Genomic DNA, 22,219 nt, shown 5'->3' on the forward strand with positions numbered 1-22,219 from the left:
CGACTATGCTTTAGATTAGTAGTATAACCATTTAATGGTATTGTGTTCTGTTTAATGGTTGTGCATACTGTATGCTTCTTGGTCATTTATAGACTTATTTGCAGGCGTTTTTAGTGAGGAGGGCTGAGTGCAGTTGAAGCATTTCAATCGAATAGTGGAATATGGTGTAACAGCCTTTTTCTTTATTTCTGTTGCCCTAATAACCTATACGCTTATCTCTGAACATAAGTCTATCAGTCTGCTTTACACTGCGTTTCCTATTGCTATGTTGGTCGCTTACTTTTCATCTCGTAGGCGAATTAAAATTATCGCGAGTTTGGTCTCTTTATTCTTGATCTTCGGAGGTTCGATTATCGAACCTTTAGAGATGGATGCCATTGAAGAAAGCTTACTTGTGTTACCTCTTTGCTACATCATCTTGTTTCCAGGTTCACTGTGGCCAATCGCGGTGGGACTCGGACTGATAGTCAGTTACCTTATAGATCTTCCTGCTGAAGAGTTTGATGAGTTCGTCGAAGATGCGATTGAAGTACTCTTTATTACGATATTTGCCACAGTGATGACCTTCTATCAGCAAAAAGCGAAAAAGCAATCACGCTTGTATAAGCGGGCAAGTTTGACTGACTATCTGACCAATCTGCCTAATCGTAAGTCCTTTTTCCAAGCGGTGAGTGACCTTAATGCCAGTGATAAGATGGACTATGCAGCGATTCAGGTCGGCTTGAACAACTTAAAGAAAGTGAATGATGATTTGGGCTACGGTTATGGTGATGAACTGCTGTATCAATTCGCTTGTCACATTAAAAGACTTGTAGGTCGAAACGGAAAACTATTTCGTTTAGGCGGTGATGAACTGATTATCTTGGTTGCCTGCGAAAACGGCGACCTTGATGAAGTGAATAAACTTATCGATCGACTTGAGGCGCATCATGACACAGTGTGTAAAATCCACAACACTTCGCACAGACTGAGATACAGAGGAGGATGTGCTCTACTAAGTGATGCGCAAAATAACATTAAAGTATGGGGGAAAAACGTCGATGCGGCTGTTGCTCGAGGCAAGCAGAACGAATCGATTCGTGTCCAATGGTACGATGATGAATTGATGAATGAGACGATTCGTGCACATCAGATTGAAATAGAACTCAAAGGTGCGATTGATAACCAGCAATTGTTCCTTGTCTATCAGCCAAAAGTCGATTTAGAAAGCAAGAAGATCGTTGGTGCGGAAGCTTTGATCCGCTGGCAGCATCCAGATTTAGGTCTTGTGGCCCCTAATGATTTTATTGGTGTTGCGGAGCGAACCGCGCAAATCATCCCAATCGGCCGATGGGTTTTCGAACAAGCTATTATTCAGGCAAAGGCTTGGCTAAATAAAGGCTCTCTGATCCCTATTTCTATCAATGTTTCCAGCGTTCAGTTTGCTCATGACGATATCTTTCCTTACATCACCGAGCAGCTAGCGAAACACAAGTTGCCGGCCAATTGTTTGCAGATTGAAATCACCGAAACCGCAATGATGGATAGGCATTCTCAAGTTGCTCAGACTTGTAAACAACTGCAAGACTTAGGGGTCACGATAGCCATTGATGATTTTGGCGTGGCGTATTCTTCATTGAACTATCTAAAACATCTCCCTATCGATGTGGTCAAGATCGATAAGTCGTTTATTGATGACTGCGTAGAGGACGTCACCGACCATATGATTGTTCGAACCATAATCCAAATGGGGCATAACCTAAACAAAACGGTGATTGCCGAAGGGGTAGAAGTCGACGAGCAACTCGAATTACTGCGTCGGGAAAAGTGTCATCAGTATCAGGGTTACCTTTTTTCCAAGCCCATTTCTGCGGCAGAGTTTAATCAATTACTCACATAATCGTTGACGAATTGATGTCAAAAGTGAGGTATAGAGCGCTGTGGTGACGACATGCGCAAATATACCGTCATACGTTTATTAAAATTTCGAGATAACAATACGTTATCTTCGATCAAGATACTGACATTAATTAGTGCAAGCGTAAGAAATTGCCGATAAAATTCTCTTCCTGTCTGTTCCACTAATTGTATAGAAACCATGAAACTATCATTAAAACAAAAACTCATCGGCGCGAGTTTAGTCGCCGTTGTGCTGATGGCAAGCGCTTTGACGTGGCTATCCGCCGATCAACTATCAAAACAAACACGTAATGGTGTTAATGCACGCGCAGAAAGCTTAGCAAATGCGGCATCTGAAGGCATTTCAGACTGGATCTCGATCCGTAAAGATATTGCCAGTGCATTCAATGACTACAGCCGTGAAGCCGATGTGGTTCCGTTCCTGCAGCAAGCACGTAAAGCGGGTGGTTTTGATGACATTTTCCTTGGTACGCCAGAAGGCGGGATGTACCGCTCACACCCTGAACGTAATCGTGCTGATTACGATCCACGTGTTCGTCCTTGGTATATCGATGCGAGTAACGCGGGCAAACAGATCATTACCACAGCCTACACCGACGCAATCACCAATGCGTTACTAGTAACCATCGCTGAACCAATTCGTGCCAATGGGCAGTTTGTTGGTGTGGTTGGTGCTGATGTACTTATCGACCAGTTAATAAATGACGTCATCAACTTGGATGCTGGTAAGAACGCATACGCAATGTTGATTGATGCTCAAGATGGCACATTCTTAGCTCACCCTGACAAATCATTCTCTTTAAAGCCAACGACCACTCTTTCTAAACAACTAACTTTGCGTGAGATCGAAGAGCATGCTAATACAGGTTCAGTAGCAACGCTTGAGCGTAATGGTCAAGAGAAGCTCTACTTTTTTACTAAGGTGCCAGACACTCAGTGGATCTTTGCGATTGAGATGGACCGTGCAACGGAAGAAGCGGCACTGACGGAGTTGCTACAAAGTTTGATCATCACGGCTGTGGTTATCACCTTAATTGTGATTGCACTTGTTTCATGGCTAGTTAGTTACTTGTTCAATGATTTGGTGCGTGTTTCAAAAGCTCTGGAAGAGATCGCGTCGGGTGAAGGCGACTTGACTCAACGTCTTGAACCACGCAGCGATGATGAAGTGGGGCAGTTAGCGAATAACTTCAACATCTTTGTTGGAAACATGCATGCGATGGTATCTAAGCTAAGTGTGGTTTCCGCTTCACTTTCAGAACAGTCTAAGCAGACAGCGATGCAAGCTGAAGAACGTAGTGCTCGTATCCGACTACAACAAGATGAAATCAATATGGTCGCGACCGCGATCAATGAGATGGCAGCCGCAACCCAAGAGATCGCAGGCAATGCCGATCACACAGCGCAAAACTCTAGCGAGGCTGTAACCGCTTGTATCCACGGTGGAGAGCAAGTCGTTCAAACTCAAGGCTCTATTCAAAATCTAGCCACAGAAGTGAGTGTCGCGACAGAAGTTATTCAAGAATTGGAGCAACACGGACACAGCATCAGCACCATCTTGTCGACGATTCAAGACATTGCAGAACAAACCAACTTATTAGCATTGAACGCAGCAATCGAAGCGGCGCGTGCTGGTGAACAAGGTCGTGGTTTTGCGGTGGTAGCCGATGAAGTTCGAGTACTGAGCCAGCGTACACATGCGTCGACCAAAGAGATTCAGCAAATGATTGAAACTCTGCAAAACACGACAGGTAAAGCCGTCGGTATTATGGGCGACAGTCGCCAACTAGCCGATACCAGTGTGAGCGATGCAGACTCTGCTGCGGTGAGTTTGACACAAATTCAAACGGCGGTTGAACGTATCAGTGATATGGCGACTCAAATCGCTTCTGCTGCGGAAGAGCAAGCGTCTGTGACGTCTGAGATTACTCGTAATACCGTCGGTATCCGTGATGTTTCTAACGAACTCGCTGACGAAGCGCATGATGCAGCATCTCAAGCAGCTCAACTATCTGAGTTGTCTAACGAACTTGAGCAAGAAATCCAGCGCTTTAAACTCTAAGTGACCCAAGCACTATAAACTTGTTATGACCCCCAATTGTTGACTAAAAACATTGGGGGTCTTTTTATAGATGGTGTGTGTCCCTTCAACGCTCCCTTCAACGCTCTTTAACGGCTTTAACGAAATTCATAGCGCATATTTTCAATATTCACCTTGATGCATTTAGTGCGTTATTGTAACATGCTGTTTTTATTCAATTAGTTGGCTATAAAATGACAAAATTTACAGAATATAAAGTGGTTCACATTGTTGAAGGTGGTTGCGGTACAGTCTTACTTGGGGCTAGCGGTCTACCTGTACAGAAGATGGAAGCGGAGCTTAACAAATATGCACAAGAGGGCTGGCAAGTAGTGTTCCAAATCGTTGAACAGAAACGTTTTATGCTGTTTTGGAAACGAGAAGCTGTGATCATTACTCTGGGTCGCTAAGCTTGCTTAAGTACATCTCTTTGAAATTGATTCATCGCTACCAAGTTAGCGGTGGATCAAAGCAGCTTTTGAACATTGAATGTAATTTTGAGCCTACTTGCTCAGAATACACAAAACAATGTATTGCGAAGTATGGGGCAATAAAAGGTTGGAAGCTTGGTTTGGCGAGGATTAAGCGTTGTAACCAACCTGACCTTATTGAAAAAATATATGATGAGGTGCCGTAATGCGCTTATTTGAACCCATTGAGAAGCTAGAAGTAAACGAAGAACTATTAAGAAAACAGGTGAACTCATTACCTGACGCTCAGAAAAAAGAATTCTATCATCGCCAGTCCAAACAACTCAAAGACCCCGACACCTATGCCACATTGAACTGGTTTTTCCTCGGTGGTTTTCATCACTGCTATTTAGGCAAGTATTCATTATTTGCATTGGAGCTAACGCTGTTATTCGTAAGCATTGCTGGTCTTGTTCTAGGTCACACTAGTGCACTTCTAATTCTCGGATTGTTAGTCATCTATGAATTACCACAATTATTCTTTTCTCAAAAAATAGCAAGACAACACAACTATAAATTGTCTTGTGAAATTTTTAACGATGTCAGACGAAACTAGAAAAAAGAAAAGGACACACGCCATAAAGGATGAAGTAAGAGTGAGTTGTTGATACTTACGCCAAAGGTTCAGCTCATGCGGGTTGCCGATTTTTGTTGGCATTCTTAACCTCATTGAATTACTCACTAAAGGGGCGTAAAGATGACAACTGCGAGAAGCCAACAGATCTGTGTTGATGCCACACCTTATTATCACTGCGTCTCTCGCTGTGTCAGGCGTAGTTTTCTGTGTGGAACAGATCCCATTACCCAGCAAAATTATGAGCACCGTAGAGCATGGGTGAAGCGAAAAATGATGGCGCTCTCGCAACTTTACTGCATTGACATCTGCGCCTACGCCATCATGAGTAACCACTACCATTTGGTCTTACATATCAATCGAAATAAAGCCCTAAATCTATCGGCTTATGAGGTGGTGGAGCGTTGGCAGCAAGCGCACAAACTGCCCAATATCGTATCGCGATGGTTGGAAGGGCAGCTCACTAGCAAGGCCGAGCTTGAAGTGTGCTCAGCGATTATCGAATCTTGGCGTGAGCGACTATGGAGCCTAAGTTGGTTTATGAAAGAGCTTAATTTTGAGATTGCTTGCCAAGCCAACAAAGAAGACCAATGCAAAGGACATTTCTGGGAAAGCCGCTTCAAAAGCCAGGCTCTACTTGATGAACAGGCGCTCGCTGCGGCTATGACGTATGTCGATTTAAATCCACTAAGAGCGGGAATCGCCCAAACACCAGAAACCTCCGATTACACCTCAATTAAAGCGAGGGTTGAGGCACTAAACAATCAGCAAGAGACGGCACCTTGTCTTCACCCGTTTGTTGGGAATGACAATAACCATCAACTTGATGGAATTCCTTTTAGGCTAATGGATTACTTCGAGCTAGTCGATTGGACAGCACGTCAATACCGAGAAGGTAAAGCGAATTTACATGAAGATACGCTACCAATATTGCAAAGGCTTAAGATCAATCAAGTAAACTGGCTTGAGAGTTGTACTCAATTAGAGCGTCTGCGATGCACAACAGTAGGTTGTACACAAAGTGCGGCGATTGCCAAACAGCTGATGAAACGAAAGCGAATCAACTTACTTCGGCTGGATAGTTAAACTATTAGCCAACCATTAAATCTCAAGCTAGAAACCCACACCAAACCACAAAAGTGAGTTTGGTGAGTCCCTCGTTTTTCAAAGAAGCCTCTATAGGCTCATTCACGTCCACAGTGGCTCACAGAACGTCATTCTTTTCTCTGCTGGGTAAACTGATACCGTTGCTACCGCTAAATTGTGGCAAGGGTATTAGTGTTATTTAAAGGTGCCTGTCCCCTTAACTTCCTACTTGGTGTGTGTCCCCTTAACTATTCTGTTCCACACGAGTGACCAGCAGTTGGTCTACTTTATAGTCATCAATGTCTACGACCTCAAATTTGTAGCCAGAGAAGGTGACCGAATCGGTACGACGAGGAATTTTTTTCAGCATAAACATCATAAAACCAGCGATGGTTTCGTAGTTTTGAGAGTGTGGTAATTCGTCAATTTGTAGCGTGCGCATCACATCGGTGATAGGCGTTACGCCATCGACCAGCCAAGAGTGCTCATCGCGAGCGACAATTTGCTCTTCACCTTCGGCCAACACCCAACTGCCCATTACTGCGCTTTGTAAATCATTAAACGTCACGACGCCAAGCACTAACGCGTATTCGTTCATCACCACCGAGAAGTCGACGCGATTGGTTTTAAAGTAATCCAATGCTTCGGATAAGCTCAACGTATCTGGGATGATAGGACAGGTTTGCACCACGCTGCTGCTTTTTAAGTCCAAAGTTTGCTCGTTAATGAGGCGAATCAACAGCTCAGTTGAATTGACGAAGCCCTTAATCGCATCAAGTTGTCCATCGCAAACAAGGAACTTGTGATGGGGGTTTTCGGCTATTTTACGTTTGAGCATGGTTTCATCGTCATCAAGAGAGAGAAATGCGATGCTTTCGCGTGGCGTCATAGCTGAAGTAACAGGAATGGATTGCATCTGGAACACGCTTTCCATCATCTGTTGCTCATTGGTATCGAGTACGCCCGCTTCTGCACCTGCATCCATAACCGCATAGATATCATCACTGGTGATGTCGTCATTGCGCTCCGCGGGAACGCGTAACAAGCGAAAAATCAGTGTCGCCAATCCGTTAAAGACCAATACGATAGGCTTGAGGATTAGAATGCACACCAATAGCGGCTTTACTAGGGTTAAAGCAACGGTTTCTGGCATCGCCATAGCGATACGTTTAGGCATCAGATCGGCAAATAAAATAAACAGACTGGTGACTAAAGTAAAAGAGAGCACAAAGCTGGTCTGTGCGATCCACGCAGCAGGGACCCAACTGCTCAGCATGGCAGCGATATAGGGGGTGAACGCTGATTCACCGACGATGCCGCCCATGATGGCAACGGCGTTCAAGCCAATTTGCACCACGGTAAAGAAGTTACCTGGGTGCGTTTGTAGGCCAAGGATCAAAGTGGCTCGATGATCGCCATCGTCCGCAAGTTGGCGCAAGCGAATTTTTCGCGCTGCGGCCAAAGAGATTTCTGACATCGAAAAAAAACAGCTGATTAAGATCAGCGCCATAATAATGGAAAGGTTTTCAAGTAGACTCATGGAGGCTATCCGAATAGAAAGGTTGCGCCATTCTAGCCACAACTGACTACGAGATTGAGAAAACTTCCACGAATTCATTTTGTCGTGACGATAGGCAACTCAGTGCGTTATCCACATAGACTTATCCAACAGCAGTTAATGCTGGTGGAGCCCGAGAACTCCGCATAAAACCTCCTATTTGGATACAATGACGCATCCGTCTATGATCAAAACTGTCGCAAAATTGAGTAATGATAATCTGGTTCTATATTCTGAGGGGATGACGAGTACGGAAGTTCAATTGAGGCGTGTTACTTACCTTAATTTCCAAAATGGAAATATGTGTTAAACGTAGTTTCAATAGTGGACATTCAACCGATTGAGATAAAATCCTTAAAAACAATAAGGATTTGCTAACATGTCAGATAGCTATAATGAGTTCCAAACACGTATCTACAATATAGTCACAGATGCGACGCTTTCCCCTAAACAGAAAAACCAGTTTCTTGCGCTTGAGGCCGAAGCGAGCTTGCCTTATATGGAAATCTCGCAGCAAGTAAGAGAAGCAATGAAAGAGGGGGCATTGTGTGACATGTTTGAAGGGCATGCTCCGTTCAAACCTCGCTATGTACTACCCGATTACGCCAAGTTCCTCCAACAGGGTTCACAATATCTAGAGCTAGAACCTGCACGCGACTTTGATGATGCGCTAAACCTACTCACTATTGTTTATCATCATGTGCCTTCAGTGACCAATATTCCTGTTTATCTTGGTCAGTTGGACGATGTGTTGTTGCCGTACGTTGGTGATCTAGACCCACAGCAAGTGTACTCAAAGCTAAAACGTTTCTGGATAATGTTAGATAGAACGTTGCCAGATGCCTTTATGCACGTAAATATTGGCCCAACTGACAATATCATCTGTCGTACTATTTTGCAGATTGACGCCGAGCTTAAACAGATCGCGCCGAACCTGACGTTTATGTATGACCCTAAAGTGACGCCAGACGACCTACTAAGACAGGCGACAACTAATATCTGTGAGTGCAGTAAGCCACATATTGCAAACTATCCGATTCATGCTGCTGCGTACGGCGATAAGCAATTTGGTATCGTTAGCTGCTATAACTCACTACCACTCGCAGGTGGCTCTAATACCTTGGTGCGAATGAACTTGAAACAAGTTGCTACTCAGGCAGCTAACCGTGAAGATTTTCTGACTCAAGTACTGCCTCGCTATAGCCAACTTATGGTTGAGTTAATGGATGCTCGTAGCAGTCATCTACATGAAAAATCGAATTTTTTCAGTGGATTTCTCACTACTGAAGGTTTGATTCATGAAGATCGTTTTGCACCTATGTTCGGAATCTATGGTATGGCAGAAGCGGTCACCATCCTGTTAGAAAAAGAGGGGATGGTTGCAAAGTATGGTCATGACCAAAGTGCAAATGATCTTGCTGTAGAGATTTCCGCCAAACTCGCACACTTGGTAGATAGCTTACCAGTCAAATATGGTCTTGAAGGGAAAGCATTGTTGCACGCGCAAGGTGGTATTAGTCTTGATCATCAGGTTACGCCCGGCGTTCGAATCCCTTACGGAACAGAGCCTGACCCTGTTAGCTATGTTCAAGCGACGGCACGGCAACATCAATACTACACATCAGGTATCAGTGATATTTTGACCATTGATGAAACGGTAAAATCCAACCCAGAGGCGATGTTTAACCTATGTAAAGGGGCATTAAATCTAGGTTATAGAGAATTTACCGCGAACGTGGCATCAAACGATCTGGTTCGTGTGACGGGATATATGGTCAAACTGTCGGACATCAATAAATTCGCAGAGAAGGGCTCGCGAACAAACACCACCTTTTTAGGCGCTGAAGCGGCAAAGAACACTGGCATTCTAGATAGAGCTCCTCGTGTTGTCAGCATGGAAACAACACCGACCTATTAATGAGATGTTCTAACGTATGGATGAGAAATACGCTCTTATCAGTCGTATCTTGAATTTTTCTTGTGTAGATGGACCGGGCAACCGCCTGGTCATCTTTCTTCAAGGATGCAACTTCAACTGCAAAAACTGTCACAATCCGCATACCATCAATCACTGCAACCATTGTGGTGATTGTGTGTCGGGCTGCCCAACTCAAGCTCTCGCTAATGATCAGGGTAACAAGGTGGTGTGGGATGAATCATTATGCACTCACTGCGATCACTGTATTGATGTGTGTCCCCATAAATCGAGTCCCAAAATTTACAGTTACAGCGTCACTGAAGTGGTTGAGATAATCAAGCAGCAGCGTTACTTCATTAGCGGCATTACGATATCGGGAGGAGAGGCGACTCTGCAACTGCCTTTTATTGCACAACTGTTTGAGCGGGTGAAATCGGATCCTGAGCTGACGCACCTGACGTGCTTTATTGATAGTAATGGTTACCTCAATGAATCTGGGTGGCAGCGTGTGGAGCCTTGGCTGGATGGGGTGATGATCGACCTAAAGGCCTGGCAGCATGAGACCCACCAGTGGCTAGTCGGTCGGTCAAATCACAGGGTGATTGCATCGATAAAGTATCTCGCCAGTATCGGAAAATTATACGAACTACGTTTACTTCACATACCCGGCAAGAGTGATCTCGATAGCGAGCTGAACGATGTCACTAGGCTGATTAACTTGCTGCCCGATGACGTCGTTATCCGTCTCAACGCTTTTCAGCATCACGGTGTAGTGGGCGAAGCGCTCAGTTGGGAGAAATGTTCTCAATCAGAGATGACTCGCTTTCATCAACGGCTAGCAGGCAAGATTACTCAGTCAATTACACTACCGACGGTTTATACCTAATCCCCACTGATTAGCTGGCTATGAAGCCAATTTAACGCTGGATCATTTAAGCTTGCTTGATTCCAAACTAGGCTATAAGCAACTTTGCCGTACTCGAAGGGTAGAGGTTTAGTTACTAAGCTCTGCGCTTGTAAGGCTTTTTCTGCCCACATTTTTGAGCATGTAAGTAGGTAGTCTGTATGGTGGCATAACACGGCGGCGGCACCAAAATCAGCGACTGAAACGGCGATTTTCCGTGAGCCGTGTTGCTGAGTAAGATTCTGTTCAAAATAGGGCTCAGATAAGTCTTTATCCAATATCCCGATATGCTGATAAGTGAGGTAATCATCGATCGAGAGCGATTTGTCAGTGAGAGGGTGATCGGCGCTCATCAAACAGACCATCTCATCCGAGGCGATTTGCTGCCACATCAATTCTCTACTGCGAGTCGGTGGCTGACTGGTGTCGTGCGGTAGAATCATGAAATCCACTTGGCCACGGTTAAGTGCTTCGAAGCTAAGCTGCTCTTTGGCGAAGACTTGAATACCGCGTGTCCGTGTTAACTGGCAGGAAATTTTGGCAATTTTAGCTGCGAACAATTCAAAGGTACTTTCGCGCATTGAGAGCGACAGTGTCCCTTCAAACTCTTGTGGCTGAAACTCTCCCTGATGAAGAATTCCGTTCATGCTGGAGAGAATTTTATGGATCTCAACGGCAATGCTTAATGCGAATGGGGTAGGAACTAAATGACCACCGTCACGGTAGAAAAGGTCATCGTTCAGCTGCGTTCTTAATTGGCTTAATGTTTTGCTTACGCTTGACGGGGTGACGCAAAGAACATTTGCAGCGCTAGTGACGCTGTGTGTGCTGAGAAGAACATGCAAAACCGTAAGGTGTTTTAAGCTGATGCGGGAGAGCGCGATGTAGTCCATTTTATTACCGTTACTGACGCGAGTGGCTAGTTATAACGCTTAATGATGCCAATTGATAGGGAAGTAAGAAAATCATGCACAATAGTATCAGTAAACTAAAATGTTAACAGGGAAGTGCAGAGGAGAGAGAGGCATGTTTAAAGGACTAAAGTGGTTAGTGATATTAGTGACACTGGTAAGTTTTAATCTTCTTGCCGAAGAAGAGGTTGAAAACGGCGATGATAACAATCGCACCAAAACACCTCCAGAGCTGAGTGTGATGGACACAGACGGTGATGGCAAAGTGTCGGCAGAAGAATTTAACCAGTACCGTGGAACTCGAGATGATGATGAGGTTGAAGAAGAGGAATCTGAAGATGACGGTACTGATGGTAGAAACAAACTCAGTGCCTTTGCATCGTTTGATAAAGACAAGGATGGGTTTGTCACCCAAGAAGAGCTAAATGCTCACGCTAAGTACTCTAACCCTGGAAATGGGACGGGAACGCTGAAAGGCAGCGACGATGAGTCAGAAGAAGCGAGCCCAACATCTGGTAAAGGAAAAAGTGGCGATAAGGGCAACCACAATAGTGGTAAAGATAAGGGTGGCAAAGATAAAGGCGGTAAAGATAAAGGTGACAAAGGCAAAGACAAATAGTGTTTGAGCTGAGATCAAAAAGCCCCGCTCATTGTTGAGCGGGGCTTTTGCGTATGATGGCTTACCTAGTCGATCAGTCCGTAATCGCGAGAAAGGATATCGATGATTTCCTGCTTTGGATTGTCACTTAGTTTGATTTCTTGGCCAGTAATTTTAGCGGCAATGCTTAGATAAGTCGTTGAAATATCAAGCAGTGATTCTAATGGTAACGCATTGTCACGAGCCAAAGCCTCACGTTCATCCATTCGCTCTTTGTTGAGCAAAATGTCTGGGTCTGGGAAGTAATTAAGTAGGAATTGGCGGAAACCTTCTTTCGAGTTCTCGACGATTCGCCCCTGATTGTACTCTTCCTCATCCCAAATTCGTGATGAATCGGGTGTACCAACTTCATCCATGTATATCAGCTTTTCGTTACCTGCTGCGTCAGTCACGTAGCCAAATTCAAATTTAGTGTCGACAAAAATCTGATCGACTTCGGCAAGTGCATTACTGATAACCACGAAACCTTCACGAAGTAATTTTTCGTAAAGTGCGATGTCTTCGGCTTTAGAGAAGTTAAAGGCAGCGAAGTTATCTTCGATATTTTTACGAGTAATATTAACATCGTCAGCTTCAGGTACACCTGCGATGCCTTTAAGAATGCCTTTTGTTGACGGTGTCATCAGCAACTCAGGAAGCGGCTTATCTTTCTCAAGCCCTTCTGGTAGTTGAATTCCACAGAATTCGCGCTCGCCTTTTTCGTATGCACGCCACATTGAGCCAGTGATATATTGGCGACAGATCGCCTCAATCATGATGGGTTTGGCTTTTTGGACAATCCAAACAAATGGGTGCGGAATATCTAGAATATGGCTATCAGCAAGACCGTTGTCTTTAAACAACTTAAACCAGTGGTTGGAGATAGCGTTGAGAGCCGCTCCTTTACCAGGAACACCTTTTAATCCACCTTCAGCATGCCAGATACAATCAAAAGCAGAAATACGGTCACTGATCACCATGATAGCCAGTGGTGCATCTGGGGCAACATCGTAGCCTTTCTCTTTAATAAGGCGTTTACTGTCTTCTTCCGTCAGCCAATAGACTGAACGGACTTTGCCACTGTGAACGGGTTTATCAGTACGAATTGGGAGATCATCGTTTACGGCAAGAACTTGATCAGCGAGACTCATTTCGACATTCCTATCTTTAGCAAGGTGGGCGACTGCCATTCGCGACAGCCGATTTCCAACGCATCATACCAGAACTATTCTGTGCTGCCAGAGAAAAAGCAAACGTTTGCTTATTTTTTTATGTTGAAAGCAAAATGAGTTGAGATTAACAAAAAACAACCCCTCAGAGAGGGGCGATTGGCAGTGTTGATTAGTGAAATTGGTTCACTCTTCCTTCGACGAAGAAGACTTCACATTGATACTGACGAGCATGTTCACAAAGTAGGCTTTGCTCAACAGTAGAAAGATTGTTAGAGGCAACGACAGCACTGGCATTACCGGATTGGATCGCCTTAATGACGATTTCGAATTCAGACTGAGTCTGTGAAGGTTTCATCTGAATAATCTTTTTGCAGCTTACATGGCAAGAAGCGAACTGATCATAATTCGGGCGAGGGCACTCAGCAGTAAACAGAATCCATTGCTTTTGATTGGAAAGACCCGCTAGGCGATTTAACGTCGTGTCATCGATGTTCATCGGCTGAGTCGGTTGAGCAAGAACATTATATTTTGAAAACGCTGGAGTCTGAGTTTGTGCCTGAATCATAATTACTGTTCCTTTATACATGCTGTATGGTTATACAGTAGTTTTAATCCAAAGAAGAAGCAAGCATTTTTGTGGGATTTTTATACGATAAAACCAAGGTAATAGATGGTGGTTTGTTCTTATATATTTGATATTTAATGGTTTTGTATGATTTTTGAAATGCTGTTTGGCGTGAGGGCTAAAATGAAAATTGTGAGCTGACGCACTCACATAGAGAGTGTTATCCAGTGGTGGTGGATAACACTGTACAGGTCACTACTGAGGGTTATGCGCGAGAAAGCGTTGAGGAAAGTCGCTAAAAATGGCGTCGAGGTTCGACAGATGACGCAAAGATTTTGGATTGTTGACGGTATAGCTCCACACCTGATATCCCTCTGCTTGGAGCCGATAGATTTTGCTGTTGCTAAGGAACTTATAGTTAACGTTGCAGCTAAAAGCAGAGACTTGCTTAAGTAAACGTTCCACTTTCGTCGTCACTCGATCACACAATACAGCGAGTCTGTAATCGGGAATAAGTTGGTGCAGACAACGAATAATGTCGTGGTTAAAGCTCGATAGGACAATGTCTTCAGTTATGGCTTGGCTGTTGCCTAGTTCTTTAGCGAGGAGCTGACACACTAGCATTGGATCGTGGCGATCGATTTTGACCTCCAAATTAAGCTTAAGCTTGTTCTCTACAGCTAAATTGAGCAGCTCATTGAGTGTCATAATTGACTGGTTGGCAAACTTGCGGTCAAACCAACGTCCAAAATCAAATTGTTTGAGTTCATCCAACGTATAGCGATCAACGCGGCCACGACCGTTACTGCAACGGTTGATGGTGTGGTCATGACAGACAACAAGCTGGTTATCTTTGGTGGGTTGAATATCGACTTCTACCCATTTCAAACCAAGCGCTATGGCAGCTTCAACACTGCAACGTGTATTTTCCGGGAAATGTCCGGCGACACCTCGGTGTCCAACAATGATCATATCGAATAATCCTCAAATAGTTCAGAGTGATAGCTTAGTATGAAGTGGTGAAGATGAGTAGATAATTAATAGCTTCTGTTCAATAAATCTGACACTATCAAAACGATAATAACGAGAAAGAGAACTTTAATTTGAACGCTGAAAACAAAGCTGGCTGGATACTATTTGCAACAACAGCACTCGCAGGGCTGGGGTGGATTTTTTCAAAAGAAACGATTCAAGGTTTGCCGCCTTTTGGATTCGTTGGCTTGCGTTTTCTCGTCGCTTCGGTTTGCTTACTTCCTCTATGCATTAAGCGTTTTCGCCAATTGACGCTTGCTCTTATTGGGCAGGCGGTTGGAGGAGGGGTGATTCTGTCTTTCGCGTTGCTGAGTTGGGTCTATGCAATTTCAATTAGTGAGACGTTGGGCGAAGGGGCGTTTATCGTCAGTCTATCGATGATTATTGTTCCTATTATCGCTTGGATTCTTTACCAAGATAGACCGAAACGAGCATTTTGGATTTCTATGCCGATAGCAGTCGCTGGCTTGGCAATGTTGTCGTTAACCAATGGCTGGAATAGCTCTGCGGGCCAGCTTTGGTTTTTGGCCAATGCGTGTTTACTTGCGCTGCATTTCAACGTTAACAGTAAGCTTGCCCGAAAAGTGCCGGTGTTGTTGCTGACCTGTATCCAGCTATTTGTTACTGGTGTGATTGCACTGCTTATGTCGATGATGTTCGAAACTTTCCCTGAAAGCGTGGACACTTCCATTTGGGGATGGTTTGCATTGAGTGCCTTGTTAGCAACCAGTTTGAGATACGTGATGCAAACGTTAGGTCAGAAAGGTTGTAATCCAGCCAACGCGGCGTTGATCATGCTCTTTGAGCCAATCTGGACAGTGGTGCTCAGTATTGTTTGGTATGGTGAGCAGTTGTCAGGGAATAAGTTGATCGGCTGTGCGCTGATCTTAACGTCGCTGATATTCTATCGCACAGATGGGCGTCTGTTTAAGAGACGTGTCTAGTCTTTGTGCGATATTTAGATTAAACATCTGATATTTATTTCATAGATAAAATTAAATTAGCATCATTGATGAAATTGTTAGTACAATCCAAAGTTATAGGACAGATCTAACAAGGAAAGATAAATGAAAATCGGTGTGATTGGTGCTGGTTCTGTAGGGGTAGGTGTATGTAACTACCTTCTGACACTAGGAAGTATCAGTGAGCTTGTACTACTGGATAAAGACTTACAACGCGCAGAAGGCGAGGTCTTTGACTTTAGGCACACAGCCGCTTTGACGTTTTCAAAAAACACCCATTTAGTCCCAACGGATAACTATCTGAACCTGATTGGCGCTGATATCGTCGTGATTACCGCAGGTGCACAGATCAAGCAAGGACAAACACGTATCGATCTGGCTGAAATCAATACTCGCATTGGTGTTGAAATTGCCAAAGAAGTAGAACGTGTAGCGCCTAATGCAACTTTAATTGTGGTCAGTAATCCATGTGATGTTGTGGCTCACTTTATCGCCACTAATACCCATTTCCCGCGCTCTAAAGTGATCAGTAGTGGCTGCGTTATCGATACCGCCCGTTTGATGAGTATTGTCGGTAATCGTGTCAATCTCGATCCCAAGAACGTATTTGGCTATGTGCTGGGTGAGCATGGTAGCCACTGCTTTACACCCAAAAGTCTCATTTCTATCGCTGGTCAGCCCGCGGATTACTATTGTGATACCCACCATATTGAGCGGATCTGTGCTGATGAACTGCTCGAGTCGGTCAAGCAGGCAGGGTATGAGATTTTCAAACGTAAGCAAAATACCACTCACGGTATCTCCGCCAGCGTATTTCGAATCATACAAGCATTGATGATTGACGAACGCTCTGTCTTGCCTGTTGCTACCTTACTCAAGGGAGAATATGGCTTGAAAGACGTCGTGCTGAGTTTGCCAACGGTAGTGGGTAAAAATGGTGCAGAAGCGATCTTGCAGCATCCGTTTAGTGACGAGGAGATGGAGACACTCAAGCAGATTGCCCAGCAAGTGAATACCGTCGTTGAGCAGGTGGCTAAGATTACTGGCTTATCAATCAGCAAAGCATAGTGAGTCAAGAGAATTGATATGAGAGCGCGGCGTGAATGCCGCGCTTTTGTGTTTGTATCGCTCTAATTTGTTGGTCAAAGGCATCTGTGATGTCACATATTAGAGCTAATGCTCTTTGCAATAGTGATAAGCCTGATAAGTTGAATGTAAATGCAATGTTAAATGTTCGACGACTATGAAGATCCATGCTTTAGATGGCTATATCCAAAAAATTTATCTGGTGGAGTATGAAAAAAAGCTGATGTTGCTAGATGGTGCATCGAGAGCTGATATTTCGTATCTCAAACATTTTATTACTCATGAGTTGCAGCGCCCGTTTAGTGATTTAGCCGCAGTGGTAGTGACGCACATGCACCCAGACCATGCGGGCGCAGCGCATAAGCTTCGATCGATTACAGGGTGTAAGATAGTTTCGGCGAAACGAGATCATCATTGGTATGGCGGGGTGAGCGGATTTGCAATGCACTTGACCGATATCATGCTGGCGCGTTGGGTTGCGCAACGTAAAAACAAACCGCGGAGAAATTTGTGGTATTCACGAAAGCTGTTCGCCGATATTGAGCTTTCAGATGGTGAAATGATTCCTGGTTTTGAAGATTGGACCGTGCTCGAAACACCCGGGCACACCGATAGAGACCTTTCGCTGCATCACCAAGAGAAAGGAATTTTGTATGTCGCCGATCTGATGGTTGAAGTCAAAAAACACCTTATCTCACCGTTTCCTGTCTTCCATCCAAATAAATATCGGGCTTCGATTAAGCGTATCTACAACCTCCAGCCGAAAGTATTGCTGGTTGCGCATGGAGGGCAGGTCGAATTTACTGAGTCTGTCTATCAGCACTTACTGAGCACGGCACCGAGAACGCCAACGACGCATTGGCGCACGACCAAAATTAAGCTGAGGAGTCTCTTCTCGTCAGCCTTGAACTTGAGTAAGCGTTAGATCCGACGATTCGCACAGCACTTCGCAACTAAGTGGCATTGTCTTCAATATGGCCTTAGTTTAGAATGCGAACCCTTTTCAATTGTACTGCTATTCTCATGTCGCGAATTTTAGTTGTCGATGATGATATCGAACTGTGCCACTTGCTGTCTGATGTTCTGGAAGCTGAAGGTTACCTCGTTGAATGCGTCCACTGCGGTGAGAGCGCACTTAAATACCTAGAAAAGAAGGCCGTAGATCTGGTTTTACTTGATGTTATGCTGCCTAAACTCAATGGAATGCAAGTCGCGCGAAAAATCTGCCAGCGCTTTGCGACTCCTATTCTAATGCTGACGGCTCTCAATGATGAAGAATCGATACTTGATGGCTACCAGTCTGGCGCGGATCAATATATCGCTAAGCCGTTCAAGGTTCCCGAATTACTGACTCGGATCAAAGCGATATTCCGACGTGTGGGTCTAGAGAAACAAAGACAAGCCAATAGTTGTGAGTCTCAAGGTTCGTTTGATTCTTCACAGTTGCCTTTGACTGGTACCGAGGCTGATTTACTCGGCTATCTGATAAAGAATGAAGGTGTGGTTGTGTCTAAAGCAGAACTGCAGATCCAAGTGCTGAAAAAAGAACTCAGCCCATACGATCGAAACTTAGACATGCACATCAGTAACTTGAGACGTAAGTTTGTTGAAGCCGGACTCTCAAAACAACATATAAAGACGGTGAGAGGCAAAGGATATAGCTTCAACGCCAATGTAGGCTAATGGCCATGTATCGATTTAGTTTACGCAACAGTTTGGCCCAGCGTAAAGACAGCTTGGTTTTCCAGTTGTTTAGTCATATGGCGGCAGTCATGGTGTCGATACTCCTGCTGCAAGTTATTGCTGAGCAGGCATTAGTGAAAGCGGTGCTCAAGGTGCCGGTGCCAGTCAAACAGCATATTTTACAATTAGCTCATCAGGCCAACGTTCTGATCGAAGAAGGGGATATGGATGAACTGGCCGACTGGGCCAATGCACAACCTTATTACCTCTTTGTTCTCGACCGGGATAATCAGCCGCTGTCTCATCGCCAGATGCATCCTCATTTCGAATTTAAACTGCGCTTCTTGCGAGAGTTAGATGGTCCCTTAAACGATACGGTAAGTAAGCCATTGATTGGCTTGGGTCTTGATGGCGGCAACACCTTAGTCGTGCAATTGCCAAGTGAAATGCACCCCGCCCATCGTTTTCTGGTTTATCTGGCGGTAAGTAAAGTGGTGATAGTCATTGCCATGCTTTCGTTGTTTTCACTAATTCTGGCTAAAAAGCTGAAAAGACCGTTGGACCGATTACGTGAGTCGAGTCGTCGACTCGCATCCGGTGATTTTAATATCAGTGTTGTGAGCGAATTGCGCTCTAACACGCGCGAGTTTAATGACTTAGCTCGTGATTTCGACGATATGACCAAAGAGATCCATGCTTTAGCCCAGCGCCAGCGCAACTTGATAAGAGACGTCTCGCATGAACTGCGTACACCATTAGCCAGACAGAATCTGGCACTCCATCTACTTCGAGCAAAGTCAGCAGATTCACATCGCCCTTTGATTGAGCGATTGGAACGAGAAGTGGATCAAATGGACGCCTTAGTTGCCGAGATTTTAGAGTACAGTCGATTGGAAAACTCTCGCTATGAAGCGAGTTATAAGCCTGTCTGCCTCGAAAGCTTGATTTCAAGTCAGGTTGAGCAAAGCCGCCTCCAACTTAGGCAGCATCAAACGATGACGGCCGATTATGGTTCGAATATTCCTATGATCGTGACGGATCAGCGCTTGGTACTCCGATGTCTCAATAACTTGCTGACCAATAGCATCAAGTATGCCGGTGATAGTGCTGAAATAACGGTAAGCGTCGACAATAAATCCACGAACTTAGGCTATGTCGTGCTAGAGGTTTGTGACAATGGACCTGGCATTCCTCAAAGTCATATTAAGGAGATATTCAGACCGTTTACACGCTTGGAATCCTCGCGCAATAAGCAGCAGGGCGGGTATGGTTTGGGTCTGGCGATTGTCAAAGAGGCGGTGAGTCTACTCAATGGTAAGGTGATTGCATCCAACCGAGCAACTGGTGGATTGAGTGTTCAGCTCATTTTGCCCATTAGCCGTTAATACTATGGTGAATCACGGGAAGCGAATGTCATGCGGCATTCGCTTTTTTGCTTTATGGGCAGGGGATTGACGATGAAATGTACGCGTATTGCAAAGATTGTAAATTTAATGCAAATGATATTGGTTATCACTTATATTTCGCTCCGTTGAAAATGATGAGGCAGAGCTGCTGTGTTCTGCACAAGCTACGGAGAAGAAAATGTTCACAAAAAGTCGCTTAGCACTGGTTATTGGTACGGTATTGGCGGTACCTGGAGTTTACGCGCAAAGTGTTGAGACCGATGAACACATGGTGGTTCAAGGGCGTGATTACGGTTATCAGGCAGATACGAATTCTACCTCTATGCGCATGGAAGTGAGTCAGCTAGAAACTCCGGGGCAGGTTGCCGTGATAGGCGAACAGCTTATTGAAGAACAGCGAGCAAGCACTTTGGGAGAGATTCTAAAGAATGATGCCAGTGTTAGTGCTGGTGGAACAGGCCGTAACCGTGAACGTTTCTCGCTACGTGGTTTTGAAGTGGAAAGTTCGTCAGGCTTCCTACGCGATGGTCATCAACATTGGTCTCATTATCGCCAACCTGTCGAGTTACTAGAGCGAGTCGAAGTGGTGAAAGGGCCATCGGGCTTGTTGTACGGTGTCTCTGCACCCGGCGGTTTGATCAATATGGTAACGAAAAAGCCGACTTATGAGACGCAAGTGAACGTTAGCCAAGATATCGGCTCGAACAATCATTCTCGTACGATGGTTGATGTGAGCGGTGCGCTTAACGAAGCAGAGACATTGCGCGCTCGCACCGTGGTTGCGAAAGAGAGTGAGAGTTCGTGGAGAACTTACTCAGACGGTTCCAAACCACAAACTGACCGATTGGTCGCGGGTCTGTTTGTTGATTATGACATCAATGATGACGTCACGTTGTCACTTCATTACGACAAAACTAATGATAAAGGCAGTGTTGATTCAGGCGCTCTCTACACTCTAGACGGTCAGCCTGTCAGAGGAAAAGAAACGATCTGGGACGCACAATGGTCTCAAATCGAAAATGATGTAGAGAATATTGGTTTCAACGTTGATGCACATCTTTCTGATGTCTGGTCTGTTAACACAGGCTTTAACTATCAGGATATGGAGCGAACGGATATTGAAAGCTATCCAGATTTCTCTGATTTAGACAGTAACGGTACAGTAGGGCATGGTGGTAACAATCGCCATGACAAGTGGCGTTACAGAACGGGTCATTTCGATCTGATTGGTCACCTTGAACTGGCGGGCATGAGCCATCAACTACTGGTTGGCTCGAATTGGTTGGGATACAGCTACGACCGTAATCAGAAAGGTTTTACGACTCAAGATGTAGCTCCTGGCGAAAGCGTGGGAGTACCGACACAAAGCGGTCGAAATGTAGTGAGCCATTCCAGCTACGACACTTGGGGTTTCTATGCACAAGACCTGATGACGTTAAACGAGCAGTGGCAGTTACTCGCAGGCGTTCGTTTTGATCGTAAGGTTGCGGATGGTGTCGCTGAAGAGAATATCTCACCGAAGTTTGCTGTTATCTATCATCCCGCAGACAACGGCAGTGTTTACGCTTCATATGCAGAAAGCTTTGAACCACAAGGCGCAGTGGCGAGTGGTCGACGCACTTACACCAACGATGGCGCACTTTTAGATGCGGCAACGGGTGTCTCTTATGAAGTGGGTACTAAGTGGGAATTACTCGATAAGCGTCTATATCTATCTGGCGCGCTATTTGATATCACGCAACAGAATGTCGCTATGGATATCGAAGATACGATCAATGCAGGCAATTACATCAAAACTCAGGATGGTGAGCAGCAACACCGAGGCGCTGAATTGACGGCGCAGGGTATGGTAACAGAGCGAGTGTCACTCTCTGGTTCTGCGATGTATTTGGATGCTGAAATCAGTCAACACGAGACCTATGCAGGTAACAAACCGAAAGATGTTCCTGAGTTTGCCGCTAGTTTATGGTCTAGCTATGCAGCTACTAACCAGTTAGATGTGAATTTGGGTATCATCTATCAAGGCGCTCGATATGGTGATGATGCCAATACTTTTAAGAAAGAGGGGTATACTCGAGTCGATATGGGACTTGCCTACACCTATAAGTATGATGCAAACCTTGATATGGTGGCTCGTCTTAGCGTAGAAAACCTGTTTGACACCGATTATTTGGCCGGAGGTGGTGCAACCTCATCGAGCCATAACTACGCCGAAGATGTAGTGATTGGAGAAGGTCGAAACTATATGGCAACACTGCAAATTAAATACTAATCAC

General features: G+C 44.8%; 20 protein-coding genes. 15 read left to right on the plus strand and 5 right to left on the minus strand.

Going from position 1 to position 22,219, the window contains the following annotated elements; genetic code table 11:
* Positions 1-127 precede the first annotated feature (127 nt).
* The 6 genes from ACQEXP_RS16965 (at position 128) to ACQEXP_RS16990 (ending at position 6,109) form a co-directional block, all read left to right on the plus strand.
* The gene (locus tag ACQEXP_RS16965; protein WP_426971023.1) at positions 128-1,879 is read left to right on the plus strand and encodes a putative bifunctional diguanylate cyclase/phosphodiesterase; all 1,752 of its coding nucleotides are present in this window, start codon (positions 128-130) and stop codon (positions 1,877-1,879) included.
* A 198-nt stretch (positions 1,880-2,077) separates the two neighbouring features.
* Positions 2,078-3,961: a methyl-accepting chemotaxis protein gene (locus ACQEXP_RS16970; protein WP_426971024.1), complete on the plus strand. Its 1,884-nt coding sequence runs from the start codon at positions 2,078-2,080 to the stop codon at positions 3,959-3,961.
* A 212-nt stretch (positions 3,962-4,173) separates the two neighbouring features.
* Positions 4,174-4,389 (plus strand): DUF4177 domain-containing protein, encoded by a 216-nt coding sequence (locus ACQEXP_RS16975; protein ID WP_269376376.1) that lies wholly within the window; start codon positions 4,174-4,176, stop codon positions 4,387-4,389.
* 20 nt (positions 4,390-4,409) lie between these two features.
* Positions 4,410-4,616, plus strand: a complete 207-nt coding sequence (gene yidD / locus ACQEXP_RS16980; protein WP_426971055.1) for a membrane protein insertion efficiency factor YidD — start codon at positions 4,410-4,412, stop codon at positions 4,614-4,616.
* Entirely contained in the window at positions 4,616-5,005 is a 390-nt protein-coding gene (locus ACQEXP_RS16985; RefSeq protein ID WP_426971025.1) for a hypothetical protein, read from the plus strand. Before yidD ends, ACQEXP_RS16985 begins: the two co-directional genes overlap by 1 nt.
* A gap of 141 nt (positions 5,006-5,146) precedes the next feature.
* Entirely contained in the window at positions 5,147-6,109 is a 963-nt protein-coding gene (locus ACQEXP_RS16990; protein WP_426971026.1) for a transposase, read from the plus strand.
* 244 nt (positions 6,110-6,353) lie between these two features.
* Here ACQEXP_RS16990 and ACQEXP_RS16995 read toward each other — a convergent pair whose 3' ends face one another.
* The gene (locus ACQEXP_RS16995; protein WP_426971027.1) at positions 6,354-7,649 is read right to left on the minus strand and encodes a hemolysin family protein; all 1,296 of its coding nucleotides are present in this window, start codon (positions 7,647-7,649) and stop codon (positions 6,354-6,356) included.
* 397 nt (positions 7,650-8,046) lie between these two features.
* Here ACQEXP_RS16995 and ACQEXP_RS17000 point away from each other — a divergent pair, with 397 nt between their 5' ends.
* Positions 8,047-9,585 carry a YjjI family glycine radical enzyme gene (locus ACQEXP_RS17000; protein ID WP_426971028.1) on the plus strand — a complete coding sequence of 513 codons (1,539 nt, stop codon included), beginning with the start codon at positions 8,047-8,049 and terminating at the stop codon, positions 9,583-9,585.
* A 16-nt stretch (positions 9,586-9,601) separates the two neighbouring features.
* Positions 9,602-10,471, plus strand: a complete 870-nt coding sequence (locus ACQEXP_RS17005) for a YjjW family glycine radical enzyme activase (protein ID WP_426971029.1) — start codon at positions 9,602-9,604, stop codon at positions 10,469-10,471.
* On the opposite strand, the gene ACQEXP_RS17010 is transcribed toward ACQEXP_RS17005, so the two are convergent.
* Positions 10,468-11,382, minus strand: coding sequence for a LysR family transcriptional regulator (locus tag ACQEXP_RS17010; RefSeq protein WP_426971030.1), 915 nt, complete (start codon positions 11,380-11,382; stop codon positions 10,468-10,470). The genes ACQEXP_RS17005 and ACQEXP_RS17010 overlap by 4 nt on opposite strands.
* A gap of 133 nt (positions 11,383-11,515) precedes the next feature.
* On the opposite strand from ACQEXP_RS17010, the gene ACQEXP_RS17015 reads away from it, so the two are divergent.
* On the plus strand, positions 11,516-12,019 hold the full coding sequence (locus ACQEXP_RS17015; RefSeq protein WP_426971031.1) for a hypothetical protein: 504 nt from the start codon (positions 11,516-11,518) through the stop codon (positions 12,017-12,019).
* 65 nt (positions 12,020-12,084) lie between these two features.
* Here ACQEXP_RS17015 and ACQEXP_RS17020 read toward each other — a convergent pair whose 3' ends face one another.
* From ACQEXP_RS17020 to ACQEXP_RS17030, 3 genes are all read right to left on the minus strand, one after another.
* On the minus strand, positions 12,085-13,188 hold the full coding sequence (locus tag ACQEXP_RS17020) for a phosphoribosylaminoimidazolesuccinocarboxamide synthase (RefSeq protein ID WP_269376384.1): 1,104 nt from the start codon (positions 13,186-13,188) through the stop codon (positions 12,085-12,087).
* Positions 13,189-13,378: 190 nt separating this feature from the next.
* Entirely contained in the window at positions 13,379-13,774 is a 396-nt protein-coding gene (locus ACQEXP_RS17025) for a hypothetical protein (RefSeq protein ID WP_426971032.1), read from the minus strand.
* 255 nt (positions 13,775-14,029) lie between these two features.
* On the minus strand, positions 14,030-14,746 hold the full coding sequence (locus ACQEXP_RS17030; protein WP_426971033.1) for a glycerophosphodiester phosphodiesterase family protein: 717 nt from the start codon (positions 14,744-14,746) through the stop codon (positions 14,030-14,032).
* 131 nt (positions 14,747-14,877) lie between these two features.
* On the opposite strand from ACQEXP_RS17030, the gene ACQEXP_RS17035 reads away from it, so the two are divergent.
* The 6 genes from ACQEXP_RS17035 to ACQEXP_RS17060 all read left to right on the plus strand — a co-directional run bounded on the left by ACQEXP_RS17035 (position 14,878) and on the right by ACQEXP_RS17060 (position 22,215).
* Entirely contained in the window at positions 14,878-15,750 is an 873-nt protein-coding gene (locus tag ACQEXP_RS17035) for a DMT family transporter (RefSeq protein ID WP_269376386.1), read from the plus strand.
* 123 nt (positions 15,751-15,873) lie between these two features.
* Entirely contained in the window at positions 15,874-16,836 is a 963-nt protein-coding gene (locus ACQEXP_RS17040) for a lactate/malate family dehydrogenase (protein ID WP_269376387.1), read from the plus strand.
* A 175-nt stretch (positions 16,837-17,011) separates the two neighbouring features.
* Positions 17,012-17,779, plus strand: coding sequence for an MBL fold metallo-hydrolase (locus ACQEXP_RS17045; protein WP_426971034.1), 768 nt, complete (start codon positions 17,012-17,014; stop codon positions 17,777-17,779).
* Positions 17,780-17,877: 98 nt separating this feature from the next.
* The gene (locus tag ACQEXP_RS17050; RefSeq protein WP_269376389.1) at positions 17,878-18,537 is read left to right on the plus strand and encodes a response regulator transcription factor; all 660 of its coding nucleotides are present in this window, start codon (positions 17,878-17,880) and stop codon (positions 18,535-18,537) included.
* Between the two features lie 5 nt (positions 18,538-18,542).
* The gene (locus tag ACQEXP_RS17055) at positions 18,543-19,922 is read left to right on the plus strand and encodes a histidine kinase sensor domain-containing protein (RefSeq protein WP_426971056.1); all 1,380 of its coding nucleotides are present in this window, start codon (positions 18,543-18,545) and stop codon (positions 19,920-19,922) included.
* A 199-nt stretch (positions 19,923-20,121) separates the two neighbouring features.
* Positions 20,122-22,215 (plus strand): TonB-dependent siderophore receptor, encoded by a 2,094-nt coding sequence (locus ACQEXP_RS17060; protein ID WP_426971035.1) that lies wholly within the window; start codon positions 20,122-20,124, stop codon positions 22,213-22,215.
* The last annotated feature ends 4 nt before the right edge of the window (positions 22,216-22,219 follow it).

The organism is Vibrio sp. TRT 1302 (assembly GCF_050113875.1).
GTDB lineage: Bacteria > Pseudomonadota > Gammaproteobacteria > Enterobacterales > Vibrionaceae > Vibrio.